This window comes from Shinella oryzae (assembly GCF_023038235.1).
GTDB classification, from domain to species: domain Bacteria; phylum Pseudomonadota; class Alphaproteobacteria; order Rhizobiales; family Rhizobiaceae; genus Shinella; species Shinella sumterensis.
Genome location: NZ_CP081987.1, coordinates 1816204 through 1842318, shown reverse-complemented (window position 1 = coordinate 1842318; position 26115 = coordinate 1816204). Strand labels below are relative to the sequence as shown.

The 26115-nt window shown below is 64.6% G+C and carries 18 protein-coding genes; 15 read left to right on the top strand and 3 right to left on the bottom strand.

What is annotated here, in order from left to right; genetic code table 11:
* Nucleotides 1–19 precede the first annotated feature (19 nt).
* From K6301_RS09100 to K6301_RS09040, 13 genes are all read left to right on the top strand, one after another.
* Nucleotides 20–943: an N-acetylmuramic acid 6-phosphate etherase gene (locus K6301_RS09100; protein ID WP_247216287.1), complete on the top strand. Its 924-nt coding sequence runs from the start codon at nt 20–22 to the stop codon at nt 941–943.
* A 14-nt stretch (nt 944–957) separates the two neighbouring features.
* Entirely contained in the window at nt 958–2217 is a 1260-nt protein-coding gene (locus K6301_RS09095; RefSeq protein WP_247216284.1) for an ABC transporter substrate-binding protein, read from the top strand.
* Between the two features lie 301 nt (nt 2218–2518).
* Nucleotides 2519–3469, top strand: a complete 951-nt coding sequence (locus K6301_RS09090) for a carbohydrate ABC transporter permease (protein WP_134649537.1) — start codon at nt 2519–2521, stop codon at nt 3467–3469.
* Between the two features lie 15 nt (nt 3470–3484).
* Nucleotides 3485–4324, top strand: a complete 840-nt coding sequence (locus K6301_RS09085; RefSeq protein WP_247216282.1) for a carbohydrate ABC transporter permease — start codon at nt 3485–3487, stop codon at nt 4322–4324.
* Between the two features lie 8 nt (nt 4325–4332).
* Nucleotides 4333–5385 (top strand): Gfo/Idh/MocA family protein, encoded by a 1053-nt coding sequence (locus tag K6301_RS09080; RefSeq protein WP_202402112.1) that lies wholly within the window; start codon nt 4333–4335, stop codon nt 5383–5385.
* Between the two features lie 10 nt (nt 5386–5395).
* On the top strand, nt 5396–6397 hold the full coding sequence (locus K6301_RS09075; RefSeq protein WP_247216280.1) for an ABC transporter ATP-binding protein: 1002 nt from the start codon (nt 5396–5398) through the stop codon (nt 6395–6397).
* A gap of 187 nt (nt 6398–6584) precedes the next feature.
* Nucleotides 6585–7862 (top strand): efflux RND transporter periplasmic adaptor subunit, encoded by a 1278-nt coding sequence (locus K6301_RS09070; protein ID WP_247216278.1) that lies wholly within the window; start codon nt 6585–6587, stop codon nt 7860–7862.
* Between the two features lie 11 nt (nt 7863–7873).
* Nucleotides 7874–11011: an efflux RND transporter permease subunit gene (locus K6301_RS09065; protein ID WP_247216276.1), complete on the top strand. Its 3138-nt coding sequence runs from the start codon at nt 7874–7876 to the stop codon at nt 11009–11011.
* Nucleotides 11012–11016: 5 nt separating this feature from the next.
* A complete protein-coding gene (locus K6301_RS09060; protein ID WP_247216274.1) occupies nt 11017–11640 on the top strand; it encodes a TetR family transcriptional regulator in 624 nt (207 codons plus the stop codon).
* A gap of 167 nt (nt 11641–11807) precedes the next feature.
* Nucleotides 11808–12503: a TetR family transcriptional regulator C-terminal domain-containing protein gene (locus tag K6301_RS09055; RefSeq protein WP_247220559.1), complete on the top strand. Its 696-nt coding sequence runs from the start codon at nt 11808–11810 to the stop codon at nt 12501–12503.
* Between the two features lie 259 nt (nt 12504–12762).
* The gene (locus tag K6301_RS09050) at nt 12763–14181 is read left to right on the top strand and encodes an amidase (protein ID WP_247216272.1); all 1419 of its coding nucleotides are present in this window, start codon (nt 12763–12765) and stop codon (nt 14179–14181) included.
* Nucleotides 14182–14432: 251 nt separating this feature from the next.
* Nucleotides 14433–15635: a tlde1 domain-containing protein gene (locus tag K6301_RS09045; protein ID WP_247216270.1), complete on the top strand. Its 1203-nt coding sequence runs from the start codon at nt 14433–14435 to the stop codon at nt 15633–15635.
* 224 nt (nt 15636–15859) lie between these two features.
* The gene (locus tag K6301_RS09040; RefSeq protein WP_247220556.1) at nt 15860–17563 is read left to right on the top strand and encodes a methyl-accepting chemotaxis protein; all 1704 of its coding nucleotides are present in this window, start codon (nt 15860–15862) and stop codon (nt 17561–17563) included.
* A gap of 35 nt (nt 17564–17598) precedes the next feature.
* Here K6301_RS09040 and K6301_RS09035 read toward each other — a convergent pair whose 3' ends face one another.
* From K6301_RS09035 to K6301_RS09025, 3 genes are all read right to left on the bottom strand, one after another.
* Nucleotides 17599–20073, bottom strand: coding sequence for an ATP-dependent helicase (locus K6301_RS09035; RefSeq protein ID WP_247220553.1), 2475 nt, complete (start codon nt 20071–20073; stop codon nt 17599–17601).
* A 102-nt stretch (nt 20074–20175) separates the two neighbouring features.
* A complete protein-coding gene (locus K6301_RS09030) occupies nt 20176–20589 on the bottom strand; it encodes a carboxymuconolactone decarboxylase family protein (RefSeq protein WP_247216268.1) in 414 nt (137 codons plus the stop codon).
* A 48-nt stretch (nt 20590–20637) separates the two neighbouring features.
* Nucleotides 20638–21459 (bottom strand): cyclase family protein, encoded by an 822-nt coding sequence (locus K6301_RS09025; RefSeq protein WP_247216266.1) that lies wholly within the window; start codon nt 21457–21459, stop codon nt 20638–20640.
* A gap of 299 nt (nt 21460–21758) precedes the next feature.
* Between K6301_RS09025 and K6301_RS09020 the strand changes: the two genes are divergently transcribed.
* Both K6301_RS09020 and K6301_RS09015 read left to right on the top strand, forming a co-directional pair.
* On the top strand, nt 21759–22925 hold the full coding sequence (locus K6301_RS09020) for an efflux RND transporter periplasmic adaptor subunit (protein WP_247216264.1): 1167 nt from the start codon (nt 21759–21761) through the stop codon (nt 22923–22925).
* A complete protein-coding gene (locus K6301_RS09015; RefSeq protein ID WP_247216262.1) occupies nt 22925–26080 on the top strand; it encodes an efflux RND transporter permease subunit in 3156 nt (1051 codons plus the stop codon). Before K6301_RS09020 ends, K6301_RS09015 begins: the two co-directional genes overlap by 1 nt.
* Nucleotides 26081–26115 lie beyond the last annotated feature (35 nt).

The window sequence follows — 26115 nt, the reverse complement described above, 5'->3', positions numbered from 1 at the left end:
TGGCCAAGGGAGAACAAGCATGGCCGAGCGCAGAACGGAAGGCAGGCATGAACACGCGAAGGGGCTGGACGCGCGCCAGCCGCTGGATGTTCTTGGCGTGCTTGCCGATGCGCAGAAGGCGGCCGTCGCAGCCGTGGACCCCGCGCTTGCCGATATCGCCGCCGCGTCACGCCTTGCCGCCCATGCCCTGCTTGCCGGTGGGCGTCTCGTCTATGCGGGCGCCGGCAGTTCTGGCCTGATGGCCATGGCCGATGCGCTCGAGCTTCCCGGCACCTACGGTATTTCGCGCGAACACATCGTCATCCTGCTTGCCGGCGGCGCCGCGAGCCTGGTGGACCTGGCCGGAGGCTTCGAGGACGACCGGGCGCTCGCCGTTTCCGATGCGAAGGAAGCGGGGCTTCGGGCCGGTGACTGCGTGATCGCCGTTTCCGCAAGCGGCAGCACGCCCTATGCGCTTTCCCTGATCGCCTATGCGAAGGAGAAGGGCGCCAAAGTCATCGCGATGGCCAACAATCCGGGTGCCGCGCTGTTCGATGAGGCCGACGTGTCGATCCTGCTGCCGACGCCGCCGGAGGTGATTTCCGGCTCGACGCGCATGGGTGCGGGCACCGCGCAGAAGATCGCCTTCAACCTCTTCTCGACGCTCCTCGGCATTCATCTCGGCCACGTTCACGATGGCCATATGGTCAATCTTAAGGCCGACAATATCAAGTTGCGCGGCCGCGCCTGTCGCATCGTTTCCGACATTTCGGGTGTCGGTCTCGACGATGCGGAGCGCCTGCTCACCTTGTCCGACGGGTCGGTCAAGGCGGCGGTGCTGCTGGCCAGGGGCGTGGAGGATAACGCCGCCGCGCAGGTCGCGCTCGACCGTTCGGGGCAAAGCCTCCGCCGGGCCCTCGAAGCCCTGGAACAACAGAATCTCAAAGCGCGCCACGGCGCATAAAAGGGGAGAATGACATGACACGCAACGCAATCAAGGGCCTGCTTCTGGCCTCCAGCATGCTCGGCACGGCCGGGCTTGCGCAGGCGCAGGACGTGACGCTGACGGTGGAAAGCTGGCGTAACGACGACCTGTCGATCTGGCAGGAGAAGATCATCCCGGCCTTCGAAGCGAAGAACCCGGGCATCAAGGTCGTCTTCTCGCCGTCGGCCCCGACGGAGTACAATGCCGCGCTCAACGCCAAGCTCGACGCCGGCTCGGCGGGCGATCTCATCACCTGCCGTCCGTTCGACGCCTCGCTCGAACTCTTCAACAAGAAGCACCTCGTCGGCCTGAACGATCTGCCGGGTATGGAGAACTTCTCCGACGTCGCCAAGTCCGCCTGGACGACGGACGATGGCGCGACGACCTTCTGCGTGCCGATGGCATCGGTCATCCACGGCTTCATCTACAATGCAGACGCCTTCGCGGAAGTCGGCGTGGAAGTGCCGAAGACCGAAGCCGAGTTCTTCGCGGTCCTCGACAAGATCAAGGAAAACGGCAACTACACGCCGATGGCCATGGGCACGAAGGACCTCTGGGAAGCCGCCACCATGGGCTACCAGAACATCGGCCCGACCTACTGGAAGGGCGAGGAAGGCCGCAAGGCGCTGATCGCCGGCACTGAGAAGCTGACCGACGCGCCTTGGGTCGAGCCGTTCCGCGTTCTCGCCAAGTGGAAGGATTATCTCGGCGACGGCTTCGAGGCGCAGACCTATCCCGACAGCCAGAACCTCTTCACGCTCGGCCGCGCGGCGATCTATCCGGCCGGCTCGTGGGAAATCGGCCTGTTCAACACGCAGGCCCAGTTCAAGATGGGTGCGTTCCCGCCGCCGGTGAAGAACGAAGGCGATACCTGCTACATCTCCGACCATAACGACATCGGCATCGGCCTCAACGCCAAGAGCCCGAATGCGGAAGCCGCGAAGAAATTCCTGACCTTCGTCGCCTCGCCCGAGTTCGCCGATATCTATGCCAACTCGCTGCCGGGCTTCTTCAGCCTGAATTCGACGGCGGTGAAGATGAACGACCCGCTGGCGCAGGAATTCGTTTCCTGGCGCGAGAAGTGCAAGCCGACGATCCGCTCGACCTACCAGATCCTGTCGCGTGGCACGCCGAACCTGGAAAACGAGACCTGGACGGAATCCGCCAACGTCATCAACGGCACGGACACGCCGGAAGTCGCTGCGGAAAAGCTCCAGAAGGGCCTCGACAGCTGGTACAAGCCCGCGAAGTAAGACGGCTTGCCGAAGGGCAGGGATCGCTCCCCGCCCTGAGCCTCTTCCCGCAAGCGGGAAGAGGCAGGTCTTGAAGCCGGTCTTCCTCTCCTCGTTTGCGAGGGGAGGAGGCCCGCAGGCAGGAGCCGGGACATCGCGCCCGCCCAGCCGCAAGCGGACGTAACGCCTCCGCGCAAAATCGGGGCGGCAGCCTCAAGCCGAATGTGTATGCTGACCTTGGCCCTGTGCGGCACAGCCGTCCGTGCATGGCGTCCGTTCCTGCGGGCATTCAACGAAGAGCAACCGGATGGGGCAGGCTTTCATGAGCGACGCAACTTCTTCCCGCGACACGATGGCGCCGATCCGGCGTCCGAGGCGCTGGCATATCGCCGTCTTCCTGCTGCCGGCCTTCCTGGTCTATTCCGCGGTGATGATCCTGCCCCTGATCGAGACGCTGCGCCTTTCGCTGTTCAACACGGTGGACGGCGAGCCGGCCTTTGTCGGGCTCGCCAACTTCAAGGTCCTGTTCGGCGATGCGCGCTGGGCGGCGGATTTCTGGAACGCGCTGAAGAACAACGTCATCTTCTTTATCATCCACATGCTGGTGCAGAACCCGATCGGTGTCGCGCTCGCCGCCATGCTGTCGATCCCCAAGCTGCGTTTCGCCGCCTTCTACCGAACGGCCATCTTCCTGCCGACGCTGCTTTCCTTCGTGATCGTCGGTTTCATCTGGAAGCTGATCCTGTCGCCGATCTGGGGCGTGTCGCCTTATCTGATGGACCTCGTCGGCCTGAAGTCGTTCTTCTCGCCCTGGCTCGGCAAGCCCGATACGGCGCTGATCGCCGTCTCGCTCATCTCCGTCTGGCAGTATGTCGGCATCCCGATGATGCTGATCTACGCGGCGCTCCTCAACATTCCCGAAGAGGTGATCGAGGCTGCGGAATGCGACGGCGTGACGGGCTGGAGCCAGTTCTGGAAGATCAAGCTGCCGCTGATCCTGCCGGCCATCGGCATCATCTCCATCCTGACCTTCGTCGGCAATTTCAACGCCTTCGATCTGGTCTATACCGTGCAGGGGGCGCTCGCCGGTCCCGACAAGTCGACCGACATCCTCGGCACGCTGCTCTACCGCACCTTCTTCGGGTTCCAGCTCCAGCTCGGCGACCGCTCGATGGGCGCGACGATCGCGACGGTCATGTTCCTGATCATCCTCGCCGGCGTCTCGCTTTACCTCTTCGTCATCCAGCGGCGCATGCGCCGCTACCAGTTCTGATCGGGAGGGCCTGATATGTCCAAGGCACGCGCTTCGCTCAGCCGCACGACCCTCGTTCATCTCGCGCTGATCGGCTATACGCTCATCGCGGTCTTTCCGGTGTTCCTGACGCTCATCAACTCGATGAAGAGCCGCAACGCGATCTTCCGCAATCCGATGCAGCTTCCCACGGCCGAGACCTTCGATCTCGTGGGGTACACGACGGTTCTGGGGCAGGGGGACTTCGCGTCCTACTTCCAGAACAGCTTCATCGTGACGGTGGCCGCCATCGCGCTGGTTCTGCTGTTCGGCGCTATGGCCGCCTTCGCGCTTTCCGAATACCGCTTTCGCGGCAACACGCTGATGGGGCTCTATCTCGCGCTCGGCATCATGATCCCGATCCGGCTGGGCACGGTGGCCATTCTCCAGGGCATGGTCGCGACCGGGCTCGTCAACACGCTGACGGCGCTGATCCTCGTCTACACCGCGCAGGGCATACCGCTCGCCGTCTTCATCCTGTCCGAGTTCATGCGCACCGTGTCCGACGATCTCAAGAACGCCGGGCGTATCGACGGTCTCTCGGAATATGCGATCTTCTTCCGCCTCGTGCTGCCGCTGGTGCGGCCGGCCATGGCGACAGTCGCCGTCTTCACGATGATCCCGATCTGGAACGACCTGTGGTTCCCGCTGATCCTGGCGCCGAGCGAGGCGACCAAGACGGTCACGCTGGGCTCGCAGCTCTTCATCGGCCAGTTCGTCACCAACTGGAACGCGGTTCTGGCGGCGCTGTCGCTTGCCATCCTGCCGGTCCTCGTCCTCTACCTTGTCTTCTCGCGGCAATTGATCCGCGGCATCACTTCGGGAGCTGTAAAGTGAGTTCTGCCATGACCCCCATCCGTGTCCTTTCCGCCGGCCTCGGCAACATGGGCAGGAGCCATGCGCTCGCCTATCATGAAAACCCCGGTTTCGAACTCGTTGGGCTGGTCAACCGCTCGAAGGTGCCGGTCCCGGCGGGGCTGGAAGGCTACGAAATCCATCCGTCGTTCCTCGATGCCCTCCACGAATTCAAGCCGGAGCTCTGCTCGATCAGCACCTATTCCGACAGCCATGCCGACTACGCGGTGGCGGCGATGGAAGCGGGCGCCCATGTCTTCGTGGAAAAGCCGCTGGCGACCACGGTCGCCGATGCCGAACGCGTCGTGGCCTGCGCCAAGGCCAATGGTCGAAAGCTCGTCGTCGGCTATATTCTCCGCCACCATCCGTCCTGGGTGCGGCTGATCGACGAGGCGCGCAAGCTCGGCGGCCCCTATGTCTTCCGCATGAACCTGAACCAACAGTCGAGCGGCGCGACCTGGGCGACCCACAAGGCGCTGATGAACACGACGCCGCCGATCGTCGACTGCGGCGTGCATTATGTCGACGTGATGTGCCAGATCACGGATGCCAAGCCCGTCGAGGTGCGCGGCATGGGGCTGCGCCTGTCGAACGAGATCGCGGCCGACATGTACAATTACGGCCACCTGCAGGTGCTGTTCGACGACGGTTCGCTCGGCTGGTACGAGGCGGGCTGGGGGCCGATGATCTCGGAGACGGCGTTCTTCGTGAAGGACGTCATGTCGCCGAACGGCTCGGTTTCCATCGTCATGGACCCGAACGCCAAGTCCGACGATATCGACACGCACACCAAGACCGCCGTGATCCGCGTGCACAATGCAGCGACCGGGCCGGACGGAAAGTTCCTGTCGCCGGACGAGGACATGACGATGGCGGGCGAACCCGGCCATCAGGAGCTCTGCGACCGCGAACAGGCCTATGTGCTGAAGGCCATTCGCGAGGACATCGATCTCACGCGGCACATGGACGATGCCGTGCAATCGCTGAAGATCTGCCTTGCGGCGGATGAAAGTGTCAGAACCGGCCAGCCGGTCAAGCTCTAGAGGATATCGCGTGGGCTCTCTTCAACTCAAATCCGTCCGCAAGTCCTTCGGCCCGGTCGACGTGCTCAAGGGCATCGATCTCGATGTGAAGGATGGCGAGTTCGTCATCTTCGTCGGCCCGTCGGGCTGCGGCAAGTCCACGCTGCTGCGCATCATCGCCGGTCTCGAGGATGCGACGTCGGGCTCCATCACGATCGATGACCAGGAGGTGGTGACGGTGCCGCCGGCCAAGCGCGGCATCGCCATGGTGTTCCAGTCCTACGCGCTCTATCCGCATCTGAACGTCAAGGACAATATGGGGCTCGGCCTCAAGCAGGCCGGCATGCCGAAGGACGAGATCGACAGGCGCGTCGCCAAGGCCTCGGCGATGCTGTCGCTCGAAAAGTATCTCACCCGCCGTCCCGCCGAACTGTCGGGCGGACAGCGTCAGCGCGTGGCCATCGGTCGTGCCATCGTGCGGGAACCGAAACTGTTCCTGTTCGACGAGCCGCTCTCCAACCTCGATGCGGCGCTGCGCGTCAATACGCGGCTGGAGATCGCAAGGCTTCATCGCGAACTCAAGGCGACGATGATCTATGTGACGCACGATCAGGTCGAGGCGATGACACTCGCCGACAAGATCGTGGTGCTCGACGCCGGCGTCATCCAGCAGGTCGGCTCGCCGATGGAGCTCTACAACCGCCCGGCCAACCTGTTCGTTGCCGGCTTCATCGGTTCGCCGGGCATGAACTTCATCGACGCCGGCCGGCTGGGCGTCACCGATGCGACGACGATCGGGGTGCGGCCCGAGCATGTCGCACTGTCGCGCGATGCCGGGACATGGCAGGGCAAGGTCGTGCATGTCGAGCATCTCGGTGCCGACACGATCGTCTATCTCGAATCCGAGGCCATCGGCACCTTGACGGTGCGCCTGTTCGGCGAGCATCATTACGCCGTCGGCGATGTGGTTTTCGCAACGCCGTCGGCAGATCAGACGCATCGTTTCGATGCAGCGGGGCAGGCGATACGTTGAGGCCCCTCATCACAAATCCGTGATCATAGCGGATCATGGTGCGTCCGGCATGTGTGCCGGATTGTCAAATGGCAGGAATTAACATACAGCCGTGTTTGTATGTTGCGATGCGGTGGTCCTCTCGGCCGCCGCATCTGTTTGTTTTCAGCACCCAGCCGCTCTGCCGGCGCCTTCTATGGAAGAACCGATGCGTTTCACGAGACCGATTTCGATTGCGACCCTTGGCGCCGTTTTGATTATCGCAGGATGTCAGGAAGAGCAGGCGCCGCAGGGTGGCGCTGCCTTTCCTCCGCCGGCCGTCGCAGTCATCACCGTGAAGGCCGAGGATGTGCCGATCACCAACGAGCTGCCCGGCCGCATCGCTGCGACCCGCACGGCGGAAGTCCGCCCGCGCGCGTCCGGCATCATCATCGAGCGTGTTTTCGAGCAGGGCTCGCAGGTCAAGGAAGGCGATGTGCTCTACCGGATCGATCCGGCACAGTTCAAGCTGCAGGTCGATAGCGCCGAAGCTACGCTGCGTCGCGCCCAGGCCGTCCAGGCCCAGGCGAAGAACGACACGGCACGCCAGGAGCAGCTGAAGAAGTCGAACGTCGCCTCCGCGCAGAACTATGATGACGCCATCGCCAAGCTGGCTCAGGCCGATGCGGATGTCGCGAGCGCGCAGGCCGGTCTTGCCACCGCCAAGCTGAACCTCGAATACACAGAGGTAAAGGCGCCGATCAGCGGCCGCATCGGTCGCGCATTGATCACCGAAGGGGCGCTGGTTTCGGCCAACGGCACGGAAAACCTCGCGACCATCCAGCAGCTCGATCCGGTTTATGCCGACTTCACCCAGTCCGCCACGGACCTTATCCGCCTGCGCAAGGCGCTGGAGGATGGTGACCTGATGGCCGACAACAATTCGGCCGCCGTCAAACTTATTCTCGATGACGGTTCGCCGTATCCGCAGCCCGGCAAGCTTCTGTTCTCCGAAGCCGCCGTTGACGAGACGACCGGCCAGGTGACGCTGCGTGGCGAATTCCCCAATCCGGACGGCGATCTTCTGCCGGGCATGTATGTCCGCGTGCAGATCGAGCAGGGCGTCGAAAAGGGCGCTGTTCTGGTGCCGCAGCAGGCTGTTCAGCGCGATAGTTCCGGCAGTGCGCTCGTCTACGTCGTGAGCGCCGACAACAAGGCGGGCGTGCGCCCGGTCCGCGTCGGCCGTGCCGCCGGAACGCGCTGGGTCATCACCGATGGCCTGAAGGACGGCGAAACCATCATCGTGGAAGGCTTCCAGAAGGTTCAGCCCGGCGGCGAGGTCGTTCCGTCTCCGTGGGATCCGAACGCCGTGGCCAAGGACGCCGAGAAGGCGGATGCGGAAGGTGCTGCGACCGAAAACGGCGATGCCAAGCCCGCCGACGCGCAGACGGATGAAGCCGGCAAGGCCGAAGGCTCGGACGGCGCCAAGACCGAGCAGGCGAAGTAAGGACCGCAACGATGCCCAGTTTTTTCATCGACAGGCCGATTTTCGCCTGGGTGGTCGCGATCTTCATCATGATCGCAGGCGCCATCTCCATCCCGTTGCTGCCGATCTCGCAGTATCCGGATGTCGCTCCGCCGCAGATTTCCGTTTCCACCTCTTATGCCGGCGCGTCGTCGCAGGACACCTACCAGAGCGTCACCAAGCTCATCGAGGATGAGCTGAACGGCGTGGAAGGCATGCTCTATTTCGAATCGACCTCGAGTGCGTCGGGTTCGGCCGAAATCAACATCACCTTCGCGCCGGGCACCGATCCGTCGCAGGCCTCGGTGGACGTGCAGAACCGTGTCAGCCGCGTCGAGCCGCGTCTTCCCGACTCGGTCCGCCGCCAGGGCGTGCAGGTCGAGGAAGCCGGTTCGGGCTTCCTGCTGATCGTGTCGCTGACCTCCACCGACGGCTCGATGGACGCGATCGGTCTCGGCGACTACCTCAACCGCAACATCCTCTCGGAAGTGCAGCGCGTACCCGGCGTCGGCCGTGCGCAGCTGTTTTCCACCCAGCGTTCCATGCGTATCTGGCTCGATCCCGCCAAGATGCTCGGCCTCAACCTGACGGCAGCCGACATCACGGCCGCTGTCCAGGCGCAGAACGCGCAGATCGCAGCGGGTTCGATCGGCGCGCAGCCCAATCCGATCACCCAGCAGATCGCCGCTCCCGTCAACATCCGCGGCCAGCTGACCACGCCGGAAGAGTTCGGCGCCATCGTGCTGCGCGCCAATGCGGACGGTTCGGCCGTGCGCCTGCGCGACGTTGCGCGCGTGGAAGTGGGCGGCGAGACCTACTCGTTCTCCACGCGCCTCAACGGCCAGCCTTCCGCCGCCATCGGCGTGCAGCTTTCGCCGAGCGGCAACGCCATGTCGACATCGGCAGCGATCAAGGCGCGCATGGACGAACTGTCGAAGTTCTTCCCGCCGGGCCTCGAATACTCGATCCCCTATGACACCTCGCCTTTCGTGAAGGTGTCGATCGAGAAGGTGCTGCACACGCTGCTGGAGGCCGTGGGTCTCGTGTTCCTCGTGATGTTCCTGTTCCTGCAGAACATCCGCTACACGATCATTCCGACGCTCGTCGTTCCCGTCGCGCTGCTCGGCACCTGCGCCGTCATGCTCGCCATGGGCTTCTCGATCAACGTGCTGACCATGTTCGCCATGGTGCTCGCGATCGGCATTCTCGTCGACGATGCCATCATCGTCGTCGAAAACGTCGAGCGCATCATGTCGGAAGAGGGGCTGCCGCCGAAGGAGGCGACCCGCAAGGCGATGAAGCAGATCACCGGCGCCGTCATCGGCATCACGCTGGTGCTCGCCTCGGTGTTCATTCCGATGGGCTTCTTCCCCGGCGCGGTGGGCGTCATCTACCAGCAGTTCTCGCTGACCATGGTGGTGTCGATCCTGTTCTCGGCGTTTCTGGCGCTCTCGCTGACGCCTGCGCTTGCCGGCAGCTTCCTGAAGCAGGTGCCGAAGGGGCATCATCACGCGAAGGGCGGCTTCTTCGGTTGGTTCAACCGCGGCTTCGACCGTACGTCGAAGGGCTATAGCGGCAGCGTCAGCTGGCTCGTTCGTCGCGCCGGCCGGTTCATGATCATCTACCTCGCGATCCTCGCGGGCCTCGGCTACATGTTCATGAAACTGCCGTCCTCGTTCCTGCCGGATGAGGACCAGGGCTTCGTCATCGTCATGATGCAGCTTCCTTCGGAAGCGACCGGCCACCGCACGGATGAAGTGCTCAGCCAGACCGAGAAGATCTTCGGGCAGGAGGCTGCGGTCGACAAGATCGTCGGCATCAACGGCTTCTCGTTCTTCGGTGCGGGCCAGAATGCCGGCCTTGCCTTCGTGACGCTGAAGGACTGGAGCGAACGCGGGCCTGAAGATGCCGCGCAGGCGATCGCCGGGCGGGCCAGCATGGCGATGAGCCAGATCAAGGATGCGATCAGCTTCGCGCTGTCGCCGCCGCCGATCCAGGGCCTGGGCACGACTGGCGGTTTCTCCTTCCGCCTGCAGGACCGTGGCGGTCTTGGCCAGGAAGCCTTGTCGGCCGCCGGCCAGCAGCTGCTCGGCCTCGCCGCGCAGAGCGATATCGTCGCCGGTGTGCGTGTGGAAGGCATGCCCGACGCGGCGCAGGTCAATGTCATGATCGATCGCGAGAAGGCCAACACCTTCGGTGTGACCTTCGCCGATATCAACACGACGATCTCGACCAACCTCGGCTCCACCTATGTGAACGACTTCCCGAATGCCGGCCGCATGCAGCGCGTGACGGTGCAGGCAGACCAGAACGAGCGCATGCAGGTCGCCGACCTCCTGAACCTCAACGTTCGCAACGCGAGCGGCGGCATGGTGCCGATCTCGGCCTTCGCAACCGCCGAATGGGTGAGGGCTCCCACGCAGACGGTGGGTTACAACGGCTATCCGTCGATCCGCTTCAGCGGCGACACCAAGCCGGGCTTCTCCTCGGGCGATGCCATCGCGGAAATGCAGCGGCTCGCCGCCCAGCTTCCGCCGGGCTTCGGCTATGAGTGGACCGGACAGTCGTTGCAGGAAATCCAGTCCGGTTCGCAGGCGCCGATCCTCGTCGGCCTCTCGATCCTCCTGGTCTTCCTGTGCCTTGCGGCGCTCTATGAAAGCTGGTCGATCCCGTTTGCGGTCATCCTCGTCGTGCCGCTCGGCGTCATCGGCGCGGTCATCGCGGTCACGCTGCGCGACATGTCGAACGACGTGTACTTCAAGGTCGGCCTGATCGCGATCATCGGCCTCTCGGCGAAGAACGCGATCCTGATCATCGAGTTCGCCAAGGAGCTCATGGAGGACGGCCGGTCGCTCATCGATGCGACCATCGAGGCCTGCCACCTGCGCTTCCGGCCGATCCTGATGACCTCGCTCGCCTTCACGCTCGGCGTTCTACCGCTCGCGATCGCCACCGGTGCGAGCGCGGGCAGCCAGCGCGCCATCGGTACCGGCGTGATGGGCGGCATGATCACCGCGACGGTGCTTGCCATCTTCTTCGTGCCGATCTTCTTCGTCTTCGTGATGAAGCTGTTCGGATACGGAAGAAAGAAGGAGGAGCCGGCTCCGGCGGCGACCAACCCGGCCGAGTAAGCCGCATGCGCCGGACCAAGGCCAGGGCCAAGGAAACCCGCGAGCAGATTTTGCTCGCGGCCGAGAAGGTCTTCTACGAAAAAGGTGTTGCGCACGCCTCCATGGAGGATGTGGCGCGCGCCGCGGGGGTGACCCGCGGCGCCATCTACTGGCACTTCGCCAACCGGGCGGATCTGGTGCTGGAACTCTACAATTCCCTGCCCATGCCGCAGGAAGAGCTGATCGCACGCGAGCTCGAAGCCGAGAATGCCGATGTGTTCGGCGTGCTGGAGCGTGTGGGCCGGGAGTGGCTGGAGCTGCTGGCTTCCGACGAACACCGCCAGCGCATTCTCTCCATTCTCCTGCGCTGCGACCACAGTGGCGAATTCGCCGCGATCGCCGAGCGCCAGAACGATATCGACGACGAGCATATGCAGGCGCTGGAGGCAGCATTTGCGAAGGCCGATGGCCAAGGCAAGCTCGGCGGCACCTGGACGCCCCATTCGGCGGCATCGATGCTGCGCTGGGTGATCAAGGGCCTCTGTTCGGAATGGCTGCTGTTTGGCCGTCGCTTCGATCTTGCCGGGGAGGGCAAGGAGGCGCTGCGCCGGCTTTTCGCCAGCTATGCCCAGCCCGCGCCGTCAGGCTGAGCGGCATCGACGCCGCTCCTTTTTGATCCGAACCCGCCTGTCTGCGTCGTCAAAAGGTTCTTGACAGCGGCAAGCATTGTCCCGCTCTGCTGCATCACGCCATGGCGGCCCTGTGGGCGTCCATGACCAGTATGCTTGATGATCCGGGAGGCAAGGTGACGGCGAAGATGCGGGCAGGCGGGGGCGAACAGGGCTCGATCGACGGCGAGAAGCGCGGTCGCAAGGCCTCCAGGGAGACGCGGCGCCAGCAGCTCATCGAGGCGACGATCGATTCGCTGGCCAAACGTGGTTATTCCGACACGACGCTGGCGGATGTCGCCGTTGGGGCCGGACTTTCCCGCGGGATCGTCAACTTCCATTTCGAGAGCAAGGAAAACCTGCTTATCGCCACGCTGCAGTTCCTGTCGGAGGAATATAGCGACAACTGGCAGGCGGCTCTGGAGAAGGCGGGGCCCAGCGTCGCCGGCCGGCTGTGGGCGCTCGTTCATGCGGATTTCAGCAGAAAGATTTGCACGAAACGCAAGATTGCCGCATGGGGTGCCTTCTGGGGCGAGGCCAAGTCGCGTCCGACCTACCAGGCCCTCTGCGGCGCGCGCGACGTCAAATATCGCGAGACGGTCATTGCGCTATGCACCGAACTGAAGGCGGAGGGCGGTTACGATTACCAGCCGGAGCCGATCGCGCTGTCGCTCTGCGCCATGCTGGAAGGCCTGTGGCTGCGCCTCTTGATGGGCGACGGCACGACGCGCGAAAAGGCGCTGGAGGCGGCCTCCGCATTCGTTGCGGCGGTCTTCCCACGACACCTCACACCGCAGGGACCGCGGCCGGATCAAGCGCCCGCCGCTCAACGGGACAGGCCTTAACCGCCCGCTAACCCTTCCGCATCGCCGGCATGACGGCGGATTGACCTTTCGCAAGCCGCGGGCGTAGGTGATGCAACCGCCATGATGGCGGCCAGCAGTTCGTGGTCCTGGACGCGGGCTGCGCCCTGTCACCGACACGCTGTTTTCGATGTAAATCCGCCGCGTCCGTCTCGCCCGCCCGCCGCAGCGTTCATGCCCGGGCTGGCGCTCCGATTTTCCACCTGCTAGCTCTTGCTCGACCAGATCGCCGGAGCAGACCTTGCAGGACATCACAGACCTTTCCGCCCTCGCTCTTTCCACCGCCATCGCCGAACGACGGCTCGATTGCCGAAGCGTCATGACGGCCTACCTGTCGCGGATCGAGGCCATCAATCCCCGCATCAACGCCATCGTGAGCCTGCGGCCGGCCGAAACGCTGCTGGCGGAGGCCGAGGCGGCCGACCGGGCCCTTGCCGCCGGCGATTATCGCGGCTGGCTGCACGGCATTCCCTTCGCTGTGAAGGACCTCGCGGAGGCCAAGGGCATTGTCTGTTCGTTCGGCTCGGCCAACTACGCGGATTTCGTGCCCGATTACGATGATATCCAGGTCGAGCGCATCCGTGCTGCCGGCGCCATCATCATCGGCAAGACGAACGCGCCGGAAATGGGCCTGGGCTCGCACAGCTACAATCCGGTTTTCGGCGTGACCCGCAATCCCTACGACACGACGAAGAGTGCGGGCGGGTCGTCCGGTGGCGCCGGGGCGGCACTCGCTGCCCATCTTCTGCCGGTCGCCGACGGCAGCGACATGATGGGTTCGCTGCGCAATCCAGCCGCCTTCAACAATGTGGTCGGCTTTCGCCCGTCCTTCGGCCGCGTGCCGTCGCTGGGTGCGGAACTCTTCCTCGGCCAGCTTGCGGTGAACGGGCCGATGGGGCGGACCGTCGCCGACGTAGCCGCGCTTCTGGCCACGCAGGCCGGATACGATGCGCGCGACCCGTTGTCGCTTGCCGATGAGGACCTTTCCCCCGATAGGGAGCGGGACCTCTCTGGCGCCCGCATCGGCTGGCTCGGTGATTTCGGCGGCTACCTGCCGTTCGAGCCCGGTGTGCTGGAGCTGTGCCGCAGTTCGCTCGACGTGTTCCGGCGGCTCGGCTGCGCGGTCGAGGACGTGGCGCCGGGCTTCGACATGGCGGCGCTCTGGCAGACATGGCGCACCTTGCGCCACTTCCTCGTATCGAACGGGCAGGCGGCGGATTACGCCGACCCCGCGCGCCGCGCGCGCATGAAGCCGGAGATGATCTGGGAGGTCGAGAACGGCCAGCGGCTGTCGGCAGGGGACGTTTACGCGGTCTCGCTCGGGCGCAGCGAATGGTATCGATACGTCGCCGGCCTTTTCGAACGCTACGATTTCCTGGTCCTGCCGTCGGCGCAGGTCTTCCCGTTCGATGCCGAACTGGACTGGCCGAAGAGCATCGACGGGCGCTCGATGGACACCTACCACCGCTGGATGGAGGTGGTCATCGGCCCGACGCTCGCGGGTCTTCCCGTCGCGGCCATGCCGGCCGGTTTCGGCGCGAACGGCTTGCCCGCCGGCATCCAGATCATCGGCCCTGCCCGGGCGGATCGGGACGTGCTTTCCATGGCCGCGCGCTATGAGAAGGCGACGGACTGGCTCGGCCGGCATCCCCAGTTCTAGGGAGCCGGGCAGCGCGGACACGCGAGCGCCGCATTTCCATGACAGGGAGCCTTGCCGGGCGATGAGCGCCCACAGGGCCTATTCCCGCAAAAACATGGGGCGCCGTAAAGGAATTGCTTACCATATTTCGTCATTCTTTACCCGATCGGCAGGAACCGGAGGCGCACCGCCCCGCCCGCCGCAAGCGTAATGGCTTCCGCAGGATGTCGTCTGCGGCCGCGCCGAGTAACGAGTATCGGGTAACGAGTATCATGGCGTCTGTGTACAGTTCCGCGCGTTCCGCGTCGAAATCCCGTCGGGGTCGCCCCGGTGGCATTCTTGTCAGCGCATTGCTTGCCTGCGGCGTTATCGCCGGGTCCGCCTGGGCCGTCGTCTCGACGCTCGGGGCCATGCAGGAAGCGGCGTCATCGCTTTCGCAGAGCAAGAAGCACCTTGCCCTCTCGCTTCCCGGCCAACCTGTTTCGGCCGAAAAGATGCAGGCCGAGCGCAATCTGAAGATCGCCAAATTCTCGCGCCTGTCGCCGCCGTCGGAAAGCGATATCCGCCAGAAGCAGCTGACGGCCGAGGCCATCCAGGCCGCGCATCAGCGCAAGATTTCCGTCCAGCTCGCCTCCGCCGTCAAGCGCGAGAAGCAGAAGGCCATGATGATCGAGGCGGCCTTTGCCCGCGCCGAACGCTCGGTCGAGCAGGAAAAGGCGATCACGGGCCAGCCGGCGCTGGTGACCGCGCTGCTGCCCGACGATTCTTCGCGCAAGAACGTCCAGCCGTTCGGCCTCGTCATGGCGAAGCCGGAAGCCGAGGACGAAGACGAGGATTTCCTGGCGTCGATCCCGCTGCCCGAGGCACGGCCGGCGCTGGAGACGGTGACGATCGAGCGCAAGCCGGCCGCCGAGGAAAAGCCGGTCGCCCGCGCCAAGCGCGACGAGGCGAAGGACAAGGACGAGGACGTCGCCTTCGCCAAGCCGGAGCGCTCGCTGTTCGGCGATCTCTTCAAGGGCAAGGGCAGCGGGTCCGGCTGGCCGGGCAAGGGAACGCGCGTCGCGATCTACGATGTCTCCAACGCCACGGTCCACATGCCAGACGGCACGAAGCTGCGCGCCCATTCCGGCATCGGCAAGATGCGTGACAACCCGCGCTACGAGCACGTCAAGATGAACGGTCCGACGCCGGCCGGCATCTATCGCCTGCGGATGCGCGAAAGCCGCTTCCACGGCGTCGAGGCGATCCGCATGCTGTCGGTCGATGGCCGCGATCCGAAGAACCGCACGGGCCTGCTCACCCACACCAACTTGCTGCGCGGGCAGAAGGGATCGCATGGCTGCGTGGCCTTCCAGAACTACGAGCCCTTCCTGAACGCCTTCAAGCGTGGCCACGTCACCATGCTGGTCGTGGTGCCGGAACTGCCGTCCTCGCGCAACCAGCTGGCGGCGCTCTATCGCAAGGCGGGCGCCTGAGCCATTCCGTTTCCTTCTACCAAGACCGGCGCCATGGCGCCGGTCTTGGTGTGTGCGCCACGTCCCGTCGTCCGGCACGCCGGTTTTTTTATCAAATGTCAGCTCTCCGGCTGCCGTGGTTTAGCAAACGCTAAGAATTTTAGGCGATTTCTGGTCAGCCGCGGATTGGACCGCGGCGTTTCGCGTTTCGTCTGGGGTGCTACGTGGCTACTTTTGATTTCGGAATGAATGCACGCGCCGTTCTGGCGGCGGTGAACCGCTCGCAGGCGATCATCGAGTTCGACCTGACAGGCCGCATCCTCCACGCCAACGAGAATTTTCTTGAGGCCGTTGGCTACACGCTGCCGGAGATCGTCGGCAAGAGCCACCGCATCTTCGTCGCGCCTGACGAGGCGGCGTCGGCAGCTTACGCCGCCTTCTGGGCCAATCTGGCGAAAGGCAATTTCGACCGGGGCCAGTACAGGCGCATCGCCAAGGACGGCCATGAAATCTGGATCGAGGCATCCTACAATCCGGTGTTTCGCGGCGGCAAACCCTACAAGGTCGTGAAGTTCGCGACCGATATCACGGTCCTGAAGCGCAAGGCGCTTGAGGACGAGGGCAAGCTTGCCGCGCTCGGCCGCGCGCAGGCGGTCATCGAATTCACGCCCAAGGGCGACATCCTCACGGCGAACGCCAATTTCCTCTCGACGCTCGGCTACAGCCTTTCGGAAATCGTCGGCCGCCATCACTCCATGTTCTGCACGCGCGATTATGTCGACAGCCCCGACTATGCGCGGTTCTGGGCGCGGCTTGCCGAGGGCCAGTTCGTTTCGGACCAGTTCACCCGCATCGCCAAGGATGGCAGCAGCGTCCACATCCAGGCCTCCTACAATCCGATCCTGGATGCCGACGGAAAGGTCTTCAAGGTCGTGAAGTTCGCGACCGACGTAACGGAACGCGTGCGCGCAATTTCGGAGATCGGCGCGGGGCTCGGGCGGCTGGCCGAATGCAACATCCGCGTTACCATCGACGACGCTTTCGTCAGTGAATTCGAACCGTTGCGGCGCGACTTCAACAATTCGATCGCCGCCTTCCAGGAGACGCTTTCGCTCGTCCTCGACCAGACCTATGTGCAGAACCGCAGCGGCCAGGACATGCGCAAGGCTGCCGAGGAGCTTTCCGAGCGCACGCGCAAACAGGCCGTTGCGCTGGAGGAGACGGCCGCAGCCCTGACGCAGGCGACGATTGCCGTGCGCTCCTCCACCGAGCGCACGCACGAGACGCGCAAGCTCGTGCAGGATGCGCGCGTTTCCGCGAGCAGTTCGGCGCAGGTGGTGAACGATACGGTGAGCGCGATGCAGCGCATCGAGGCCGCCTCCAGCGAGATCGGCCAGATCATCGGCGTCATCGACGAGATCGCCTTCCAGACCAATCTGCTGGCGCTCAATGCAGGTGTGGAGGCGGCGCGTGCGGGGGACGCGGGCAGGGGCTTTGCCGTCGTCGCGCAGGAGGTTCGCGAGCTCGCTCAGCGCTCCGCCAAAGCCGCGCGCGAGATCAAGACGCTGATCACCAATTCAGGCGCGGAAGTGCAAGATGGCGTTCGCCTCGTCGGCGAAACCGGCCGGGCACTGCAGGAAATCGGCAGCTTCGTGCAGAAGATCAACGAGAATGTCGATGCCATCGCGACCTCGGCCGCAGAGCAGGCGTCCGGTCTCGAGGAGATCAGCGCTGCCGTCTCCGATGTCGACCGCATCACGCAGGAAAACGCCGCGATGGTGGAGCACACGACCGCCACAAGCCAGACGCTGGCCGAAGGCGCGGTCAAGCTGAGCGATCTCGTCAACCGCTTCCAGCTCAACCGCCGCGCCCGTCGTCGCGACGGCGGCGATATCTGGACGCCGGAGGAGCGTTCGGCGCGCCTCGGAACGATGCGCAAGGCATCCTGATCCCTCGATAAGCCACGGGGCCGCTGTCGGCCCCGTCAGGCCTTCTCGACGAAGCCGTCCAGCACGCGCTTCTGGCCGGCGCGGTCGAAGTCGATGGTCAGCTTGTTGCCCTCGATCGACGCGACATTGCCATTGCCGAACTTGAGGTGGAACACGCGGTCGCCGATGGCGAATTTCGAGGGCTCGCTTGTCGCCGATTTGGCGATGAGCTCTCCTTCGATCGTGCGGCCCCGCGGGCCGCTTTCACCATAGCCGACGCGTTCGACCGCATGGCCCGAGCGCGAGCCCCAGTTGTCGCGCGTCGCGTCGGTGCGGTTTGCCTGCGCGCGCCGCCAGCCGGGCGTCGAATAGGCGTTCTGGAACGGCTCCTGCTTGTCGAAGCGGGATTGGCCATAACCGCCCCCGCGACCATAGCCGCCATAGGATTGCTCGACCTCCGCCACTTCGACATGGCTTTCCGGCAGCTCGTCCAGGAAGCGGGACGGCAGTGTCGATTGCCACAGGCCGTGGATGCGCCGGTTGGAGACGAACCAGATGTGGCAGCGGCGCTTGGCGCGCGTGATGCCGACATAGGCGAGGCGGCGTTCCTCCTCCAGCCCCGAGCGGCCGCCCTCATCGAGCGAGCGCTGGTGGGGGAACAGGCCTTCTTCCCAGCCGGGCAGGAAGACGGTCTCGAACTCCAGGCCCTTGGCCGAGTGCAGGGTCATGATCGACACGGCGTCGAGGTCGGCATTCTGCTCGGCATCCATGACCAGCGAGACGTGATCCAGGAAGCCGCGCATGGACTCGAACGCTTCCATCGAGCGGATGAGTTCCTTGAGGTTGTCGAGGCGTCCGGGTCCTTCCGCCGACTTGTCGGCCTGCCACATCGCCGTATAGCCGCTCTCGTCGAGGATCTGCTCGGCAAGCTCGGTATGCGGCATCGTCTCCAGCAGCGATTGCCAGCGGCGGAAATCGGTGACGACATCGAACAGCGCCTTGCGAGCCTTCGGCTTCAGCTCGTCGGTCTCGATGATATCGGCGGCGGCGGCGAGCATGGGGATGTCGCGGGCGCGGGCATAGTCGTGCAGGTTGCGGATCGTCGTGTCGCCGAGGCCGCGCTTGGGCGTGTTGACGATGCGCTCGAAGGCGAGGTCGTCGGACGGCTGGCTGACGAGGCGGAAATAGGCGAGCGCATCGCGGATTTCGAGCCGCTCGTAGAAGCGCGGGCCGCCGATGACGCGGTAGTTGAGGCCGAGCGTGACGAAACGGTCTTCGAATTCGCGCATCTGGAAGGAGGCGCGCACGAGGATGGCCATGTCGTTGAGCTTGTGCTGCTTGCGCTGGAGCTGCTCGATTTCCTCGCCGACGGCGCGGGCCTCTTCCTCCGAATCCCAGGCCGCGTGGACCACCACCTTGTCGTCGTCGGGGTCGTGCCGGTCTGTGAACAGGGTCTTGCCCAGCCGGTCCTCGTTATGGGCGATCAGGTGGCCGGCCGCACCCAGGATATGGGCGGTGGAGCGGTAGTTGCGCTCCAGCTTGATGACCTTGGCGCCGGGAAAATCCTTCTCGAAGCGCAGGATGTTGTCCACCTCGGCACCGCGCCAGCCATAGATGGACTGGTCGTCGTCGCCCACGCAGCAGACGTTCTGCGGCGTGCCCTTCGGGCGCTGGGCGAGCAGGCGCAGCCACATATATTGCGCCGTGTTGGTGTCCTGATACTCGTCGACGAGGATATAGCGGAATTTCTGGTGGTACTCGGCCAGCACGTCCGGATTGGCGCGGAACATGCGGATCGGGTGCAGCAGCAGGTCGCCGAAGTCGCAGGCGTTCAGCGTCTTCAGGCGGTTCTGGTAGGCAATGTAGAGTTCGCGGCCCTTGCCGTTGGCGAAGGCGCGCGCATCGCCTTCCGGGATCTGCGCGGGGTCGAGGCCCTTGTTCTTCCAGCCGTCGATCATGCCGGCGAACTGCTTGGCCGGCCAGCGCTTGTCGTCGATGTTCTCCGCCTGGAGCAACTGTTTGATCAGTCGCACGACATCGTCGGTGTCGAGAATGGAGAAGTCCGAACGAAGGCCGACGAGCTCCGCATGGCGGCGCAGCAGCTTCACGCCGATGGAATGGAAGGTGCCGAGCCACGGCATGCCTTCCACGGCGCCGCCCACGAGCAGGCCGATGCGTTCCTTCATCTCGCGCGCGGCCTTGTTGGTGAAGGTCACCGCGAGAAGCTGGCTCGGATAGGCGCGGCCGGTGGCGAGGATATGGGCGATGCGGGTGGTCAGCACCCGCGTCTTGCCGGTACCGGCGCCGGCGAGCACAAGAACGGGCCCGTCCAGGGTCTCGACGGCTTCGCGCTGTTCCGGGTTGAGGCCGGAGAGATAATCGGGCGCGCGGTTGGCGTCGCGCGCCGCCATGGCGCGCGCGGCGATGCCGAGCCCCGACCCGCCACCCGCTTTCGGGACGGGTGCGGCCGGATTGGGGCCGAGCTGCGGGTCTTCATCGAAGAAGGGAATATCGTCGTAACCGCTCATCATGCGGCTCAATGTAGTGATTCGGGACCGAAAGGCCAGTTTTGCGTTCTGCTTTTATTCCACGGGCAAAAAGATCGAGGCGAATATTGTGGAAAGGGCGGCCCGTCAGGGCTTCGCGGCATCCGCATCGAAAACGCTGTCCACGGGGACCTGCAGGCCCAGAGCGAGCTGGTTCGTCTTGCCGGCCAGGGAAATGATCGAGAGCAGCTCGGCATATTGCGCGTCCGTCATCCCCTTCGCCTTTGCCGCCGCCGTGTGCGAGTGGACGCAGTAGCTGCAACCGTTCGTCACCGAAACGGCGATGTAGAGCATTTCCTTGATGAGGGGGTCGAGTGTCGAGGGCGTCGCCATCACGGTCCTCACTTCGGCCCAGGTCCGTTCCAGGAGGGTGGGATCGAAGGCGAGATAAAGCCACATGTTGTTGATGAAATCCGATTTGCGCGTGGCGCGGATATCATCGAACACCGCCTTCACGCGGTGATCGGCTTCGAGGTTTTCGGCGGGCGTAATGGTGCTCATGACAATTCTCCGGAGGAGGCCGGCGGTGGTGCCGCCGGCCGCATGACATCAGGCTAGGGCGAAGACGCGGGATGGACCGCCGGTACCGCCCCGCACCTTGGGCGCCCCCACGATCAGGGTGGCGCCCTTGGCGGGAAGCTGATCCAGATTGGCGGCTGCTTCAAGCCCCCAGTGACCGGAGGCGAGCCAGGCATAGTGCGTGGCAAAATCCGGTGAGATGCCGTAGTCGAGCGACAGCGTGTCGACGGCGATGCCGACGGCGGTCGAGTTTTCCGCAAGATACTGCACCGCTTCGACGTGGAAGCCGGGGAAGTGCATCTTGCCCTCGCTGTCGGCGTTGCGGAATTTGTCCGTGCCGAGATGCTTGTCCCAGCCGGACAGAAGCGCGACGCAGGCCTTATCCGGCAGGTCGCCATTCGTCGCGATCCAGGCCTTGATATCGTCGGGCGTCAGCTGCGCATCGGCATTCTCGGCGGCCTTCTTACGGATGTCGATGACGGCGAGCGGCACGACGAGGTCGGAAACCGGGATCTCGGCAACCGACTTGCCGTCCTCGGAAAAGTGCAGGGGGGCATCGATATGGGTGCCGGTGTGTTCGTTCACCCGCAGCTCGAACAGATTGAACTTGTGTTCCTTGTAATTGAACTTCTGCTCGCGCCAGAACTGCTGGTCGCCGAAGAAGGTCGGGAATTCCTCGTAGAGTTCGTGCGTAAGGTCGGTCGCTTTCGTCGGTGCCTGTGCAAGGGCGGGGCTGAGCGCACCCGTGCTGGCTACGGCGGCGGTCGCCGCGCCGGCTGCCGCCGCACGGAAGAAGCCCCGGCGCGAAAGCATGCGGTTCTTGACGGATTCGATGACGCAGGCGTCACACATGAGTTTCCCCTCTCGTTTGATGCGTCCCCAAGGATGCGTGCCGGCCACGGACGACAAATTGGCCGGTAGGGACGCTATCACAAGCCGTGCCATGATCCAGATTACGCCATGCTCAAAGAGGCGGCGAACGGGAAACTTTTCTCCCCGGCGTCTTACCGTCCTGTAACGAACCGGCCGGGCAATCTTACAATTCCGTAATGATCGGATTCTTTCATTGCCGGTTCATTTCCAAATCGGGATACTCGCCCTATGTCGCGACGCAACATGTCGCGGTTTGCTTGTCATCGGAGAGAGAGTGCATGCGGGTTTGGAAACAGCTCCTTCTTGGCGTCGGCGTCATTACGGCCGGCGTGCTGCTTTGGGGCCGTTTCGTGCCGGGTGCGAACGGTGTTCTGGAGGCCGCCGGCCTGCCGGAGACGGTGGTCGCTGCGATTGCGCCGGCCGGTGAGGGCAACGGGCAGGCGGGCGGCGAAGGCGGCGGCAGGAGCGGTGGCTTCGGCGGCGGCCCGGCGCTCGTGGTGACCAAGCCCGTCGCCATGGCGCTCGTCAACGACCGGCTGAATGCCATCGGCGACGGCGAGGCGATCCGCTCGGTGACGGTAACGCCCTATGCCACCGGCAACCTGACGGAGGTTCTCGTTCAATCCGGCAGCCGGGTGGAGCAGGGGCAGGTGATCGCCCGCCTCGACAATGACGAGCAGAAGATCGCGGCCGATCAGGCCCGTGTGGCTCGTGAAAGCGCTGCCCAAAAGGTGACGCGCCTGACCAACCTGCGCTCCTCGACCAGCGCGGCCGATCTGCAGGATGCCGAGACCGCGCTGAAGGCCGCGGAGCTGGCCTTGCGCAACGCCGAACTCATGCTCAGCCGGCGCGACATCACCGCGCCCTTCGCCGGCACGGTCGGCATCATCTCGGTCAATCCCGGTGATTACGTCACGACCACGTCCGCCATCGCACGCGTCGACGACCGCTCGAAGATCCTCGTCGATTACTGGGTGCCGGAGCGCTTCGCGACGAACATCCGCGTGGGCGGTGAAGTCACGGCCACCGCCGTGGCGCGTCCGGGTGAAACCTTCACCGGCACCATTCAGGCGATCGACAACCGTATCGACCAGGAAAGCCGCACGCTGCGCGTGCGCGCCCAGATCGAAAACCCGCAGGATCTGCTGCGCGCGGGCATGTCCTTCCAGGTGACGATGCATTTTGCCGGCGACCGCTATCCGAGCGTCGATCCGCTTTCCGTGCAGTGGAGCGCGGACGGGTCGTTCATCTGGCGCGTCAGCGGCGACAAGGTGGAGCGCGTGCCCGTGCATATCGTCCAGCGCAATCCCGACAAGGTGCTCGTGAAGGCCGACCTCGCCGATGGCGATGCCGTCGTCGTCGAAGGCGTGCAGACGCTCAGGCCGGGCGGCGCGGTGCGCACTGCCGCGGAGCGACAGGCCCCCGCCGGCACGGAGGGTTCGTGATGTCGGGCGATGCGGTGGAGGCGAATGGCGGCGGCAAGGCGGGGTTTACCGCGCTCTTCATCCGCCGCCCGATCTTCGCGCTCGTTCTCAATACGCTGATCGTGGTCGCGGGGCTTGCCGCCTTCAACGGCGTCGAGATCCGCGAGCTTCCTTCGGTCGACCAGCCCGTCATCAGCGTCACCACCGATTTCGACGGGGCGTCGCCCGAAACGGTCGACCGTGAACTGACCGATATCGTCGAGGGGGCGGTCTCGCGCGTCCAGGGCATCAAGGACATTTCCTCCACGTCGTCCTTCGGTCGTAGCCGCGTCACGCTTCAGTTCTCCGACACGACCGACGTCAACCAGGCAGCAAACGACGTGCGCGACGCGCTCGGCCGCGTGGCGAACAACCTCCCGGATGGCGCCGAGGAACCGCGCGTCGTCAAGGCGGATGCCGACAGCCAGCCGATCATGCGGCTTGCGCTCACCTCCGATACGCAGTCGCTCGAAAACCTGACGCTGCTCGCCAATAACGAGATCACCGACCGTCTCGCCTCCGTGGAAGGCGTCGCCGACGTGGTCGTCTACGGCGATCAGGAAAAGATCTTCCGGGTCGACGTCGACCAGTCGCGGCTTGCCGCGCGCGGGCTGACCGTGGCCGACCTGCGCAATGCGCTGGCGACGGCGGCCTTCGACGTGCCCGCCGGTTCGCTGAAGAGCCAGAGCCAGGACATTACGGTTCGGGCGACGGCCGACCTTGCCACCCCCGCCGATTTCGAGAACCTCATCCTGAAGAACCACGTGCGCCTTGGCGATGTCGCGCTGGTGACGCTCGGCCCCGACGATGGCTCGACCGCCTTGCGCTCGAACGGCCGGGCGGGCATCGGCCTCGGCATCATCCGTCAGGCGCAATCCAACACGCTCGACATTTCCGCGGGTGTGAAGACCATGATCGGGCAGTTCGGCGACGTGCTTCCGCCGGGAACCGAACTCAAGGTGACGAGCGACGATGCGGTCTTCATCGACGGCGCGATTCATGAGGTGGAGATCGCGCTGGTGGTCGCCGTCCTCATCGTGACGCTCGTGATCTACCTCTTCCTGCTCGACTGGCGCGCGACGCTGATCCCGACGATCAGCATGCCGATCGCGCTGATCGGCACCATCGCGGCGATCTACATGGCCGGGTTCTCCGTCAACATCCTGACGCTGCTCGCCATCGTGCTGGCGACGGGGCTGGTGGTGGATGACGCCATCGTGGTGCTGGAAAACATCGTGCGCCGCCGCGCCGAGGGCCTCAAGCCGCGCGCGGCCGCCATTATCGGCACGCTTGAAGTGTTCTTCGCCGTCATCGCGACGACGGCAACGCTCGCCGCCGTCTTCGTGCCTCTGTCCTTCCTGCCCGGACAGGCAGGCCGGCTGTTCCGCGAATTCGGCTTCGTGCTCGCCTTCGCGATCCTGCTCTCCTCCTTCGTGGCGCTCACGCTCTGCCCCATGCTCGCGTCCCGCATGCTGACGAAGGACATGACGCATGGGCATACGGGCCTGCTCGCGCGCATCGGCGGCGCGGCTTCGCGCTTCTACCGCTCCACCCTCAGCGCCTGTCTCGGCGCCCCCGTCATCGTCTTCGTTGTCGCACTGCTTTTCACGGCCGCGGGCGCGACCTCGTTCTTCACCATCAAGTCGGAATTGACGCCGACAGAGGACCGGTCCATGGTGATGCTGCGCGTGAACGCGCCGCAGGGCGTGTCGCTCGAATATGCGCAGGACCAGATGCGGCGCATCGAGGGCAAGCTGCGCCCGCTCTACGACAAGGGCGAGATCGTCAACATCTTCTCGATTTCCGGGCAGGGCGGCTCGACCAACAGCGGCTTCATGGTTCTGACGCTGGCGCCCTGGAGCGAACGCGACCGCAGCCAGCAGCAGATCGTGCAGGACATCAACACGGCGGTCGCCGAGGTGCCGTCCGTGCGCAGCTTCGTCACGCAGCCGAACAGCCTCGGCATCCGCGGCGCTGGCAACGGCCTTCAGGTCGCGCTCGTCGGCAACGATTATACCAAGCTCGGCAATGCCGCGGCCGAACTCGTGCGCAAGATCGAAGACAGTGGGCGCTTCCAGAATGTACGCCTCAATTACGAGGCCAACCAGGCGCAGCTCTCCGTGACCGTCGACCGCGAGCGCGCGGCCGATCTCGGCATCGATATCACCGGTCTTTCCGCGGCCCTGCAGGCCATGCTGGAAGGCACCAGCGTCGTCGATGTCTATGTCGAGGGCCAGTCCTATCCGGTCAAGCTTTCCTCGACCACCACGCCGATCAACGATCCGACGGACCTGGAAAATATCTTCCTGAAGACCGGGGACGGAAAGATCGTGCCGATGTCGTCCATCGCCACGCTGGAGGAGAAGGCCGTCGCGCCGCAGCTGTCACGCGAGCAGCAGCTGCGCGCCGTGTCGCTTTCGGCGGGCCTGAAGGACGGCCTGGCGCTCGGCGAGGCGCTCCAGCTGGTGCGCGAGATGGCCGAGCCCTTGCTTCCGGAGGGTTCGCGCGTGCTGCCGCTGGCGGAAGCGGCAACGCTTCAGGAAAACTCCAACGGCCTCATCATCACCTTCGGCTTCGCGCTCGTCATCATCTTCCTGGTGCTGGCCGCGCAGTTCGAAAGTTTCGTGAGCGCCATCATCATCATGGTTACGGTGCCGCTCGGGCTGGCCTGCGCCGTCTTCGCGATGGTCGCGACGGGGACGTCGCTCAACATCTACAGTCAGATCGGACTGGTGCTGCTCGTCGGCATCATGGCGAAGAACGGCATTCTCATCGTGGAGTTCGCCAACCAGCTGCGCGACCGCGGTCAGGATATCCGCAGCGCCATCGAAAACGCCTCGAATATCCGCCTCCGCCCTGTCCTGATGACGATGATCGCCACGGTCGTCGGCGCCGTGCCGCTCATTCTGGCGAGCGGCGCCGGTGCGGAAGCGCGCATCTCGCTCGGCTGGGTCCTGGTGGGTGGTCTTGGCCTTGCCACCGTCGTGACGCTTTATCTGACGCCGGTCGCCTACCTTGTCATCGCGCGGTTCACCAGCCCGCATGCCGACGAGGAGCGGCGCCTTGCCGCGGAGTTGCAGCATGCCGCGACGATCGAGCGCCGCGAGGAGCCGCAATTGCCGCAGGCGGCGGAATAGGCACGCCGAAATGCTGCCGAGGAGCCGCGATTGGC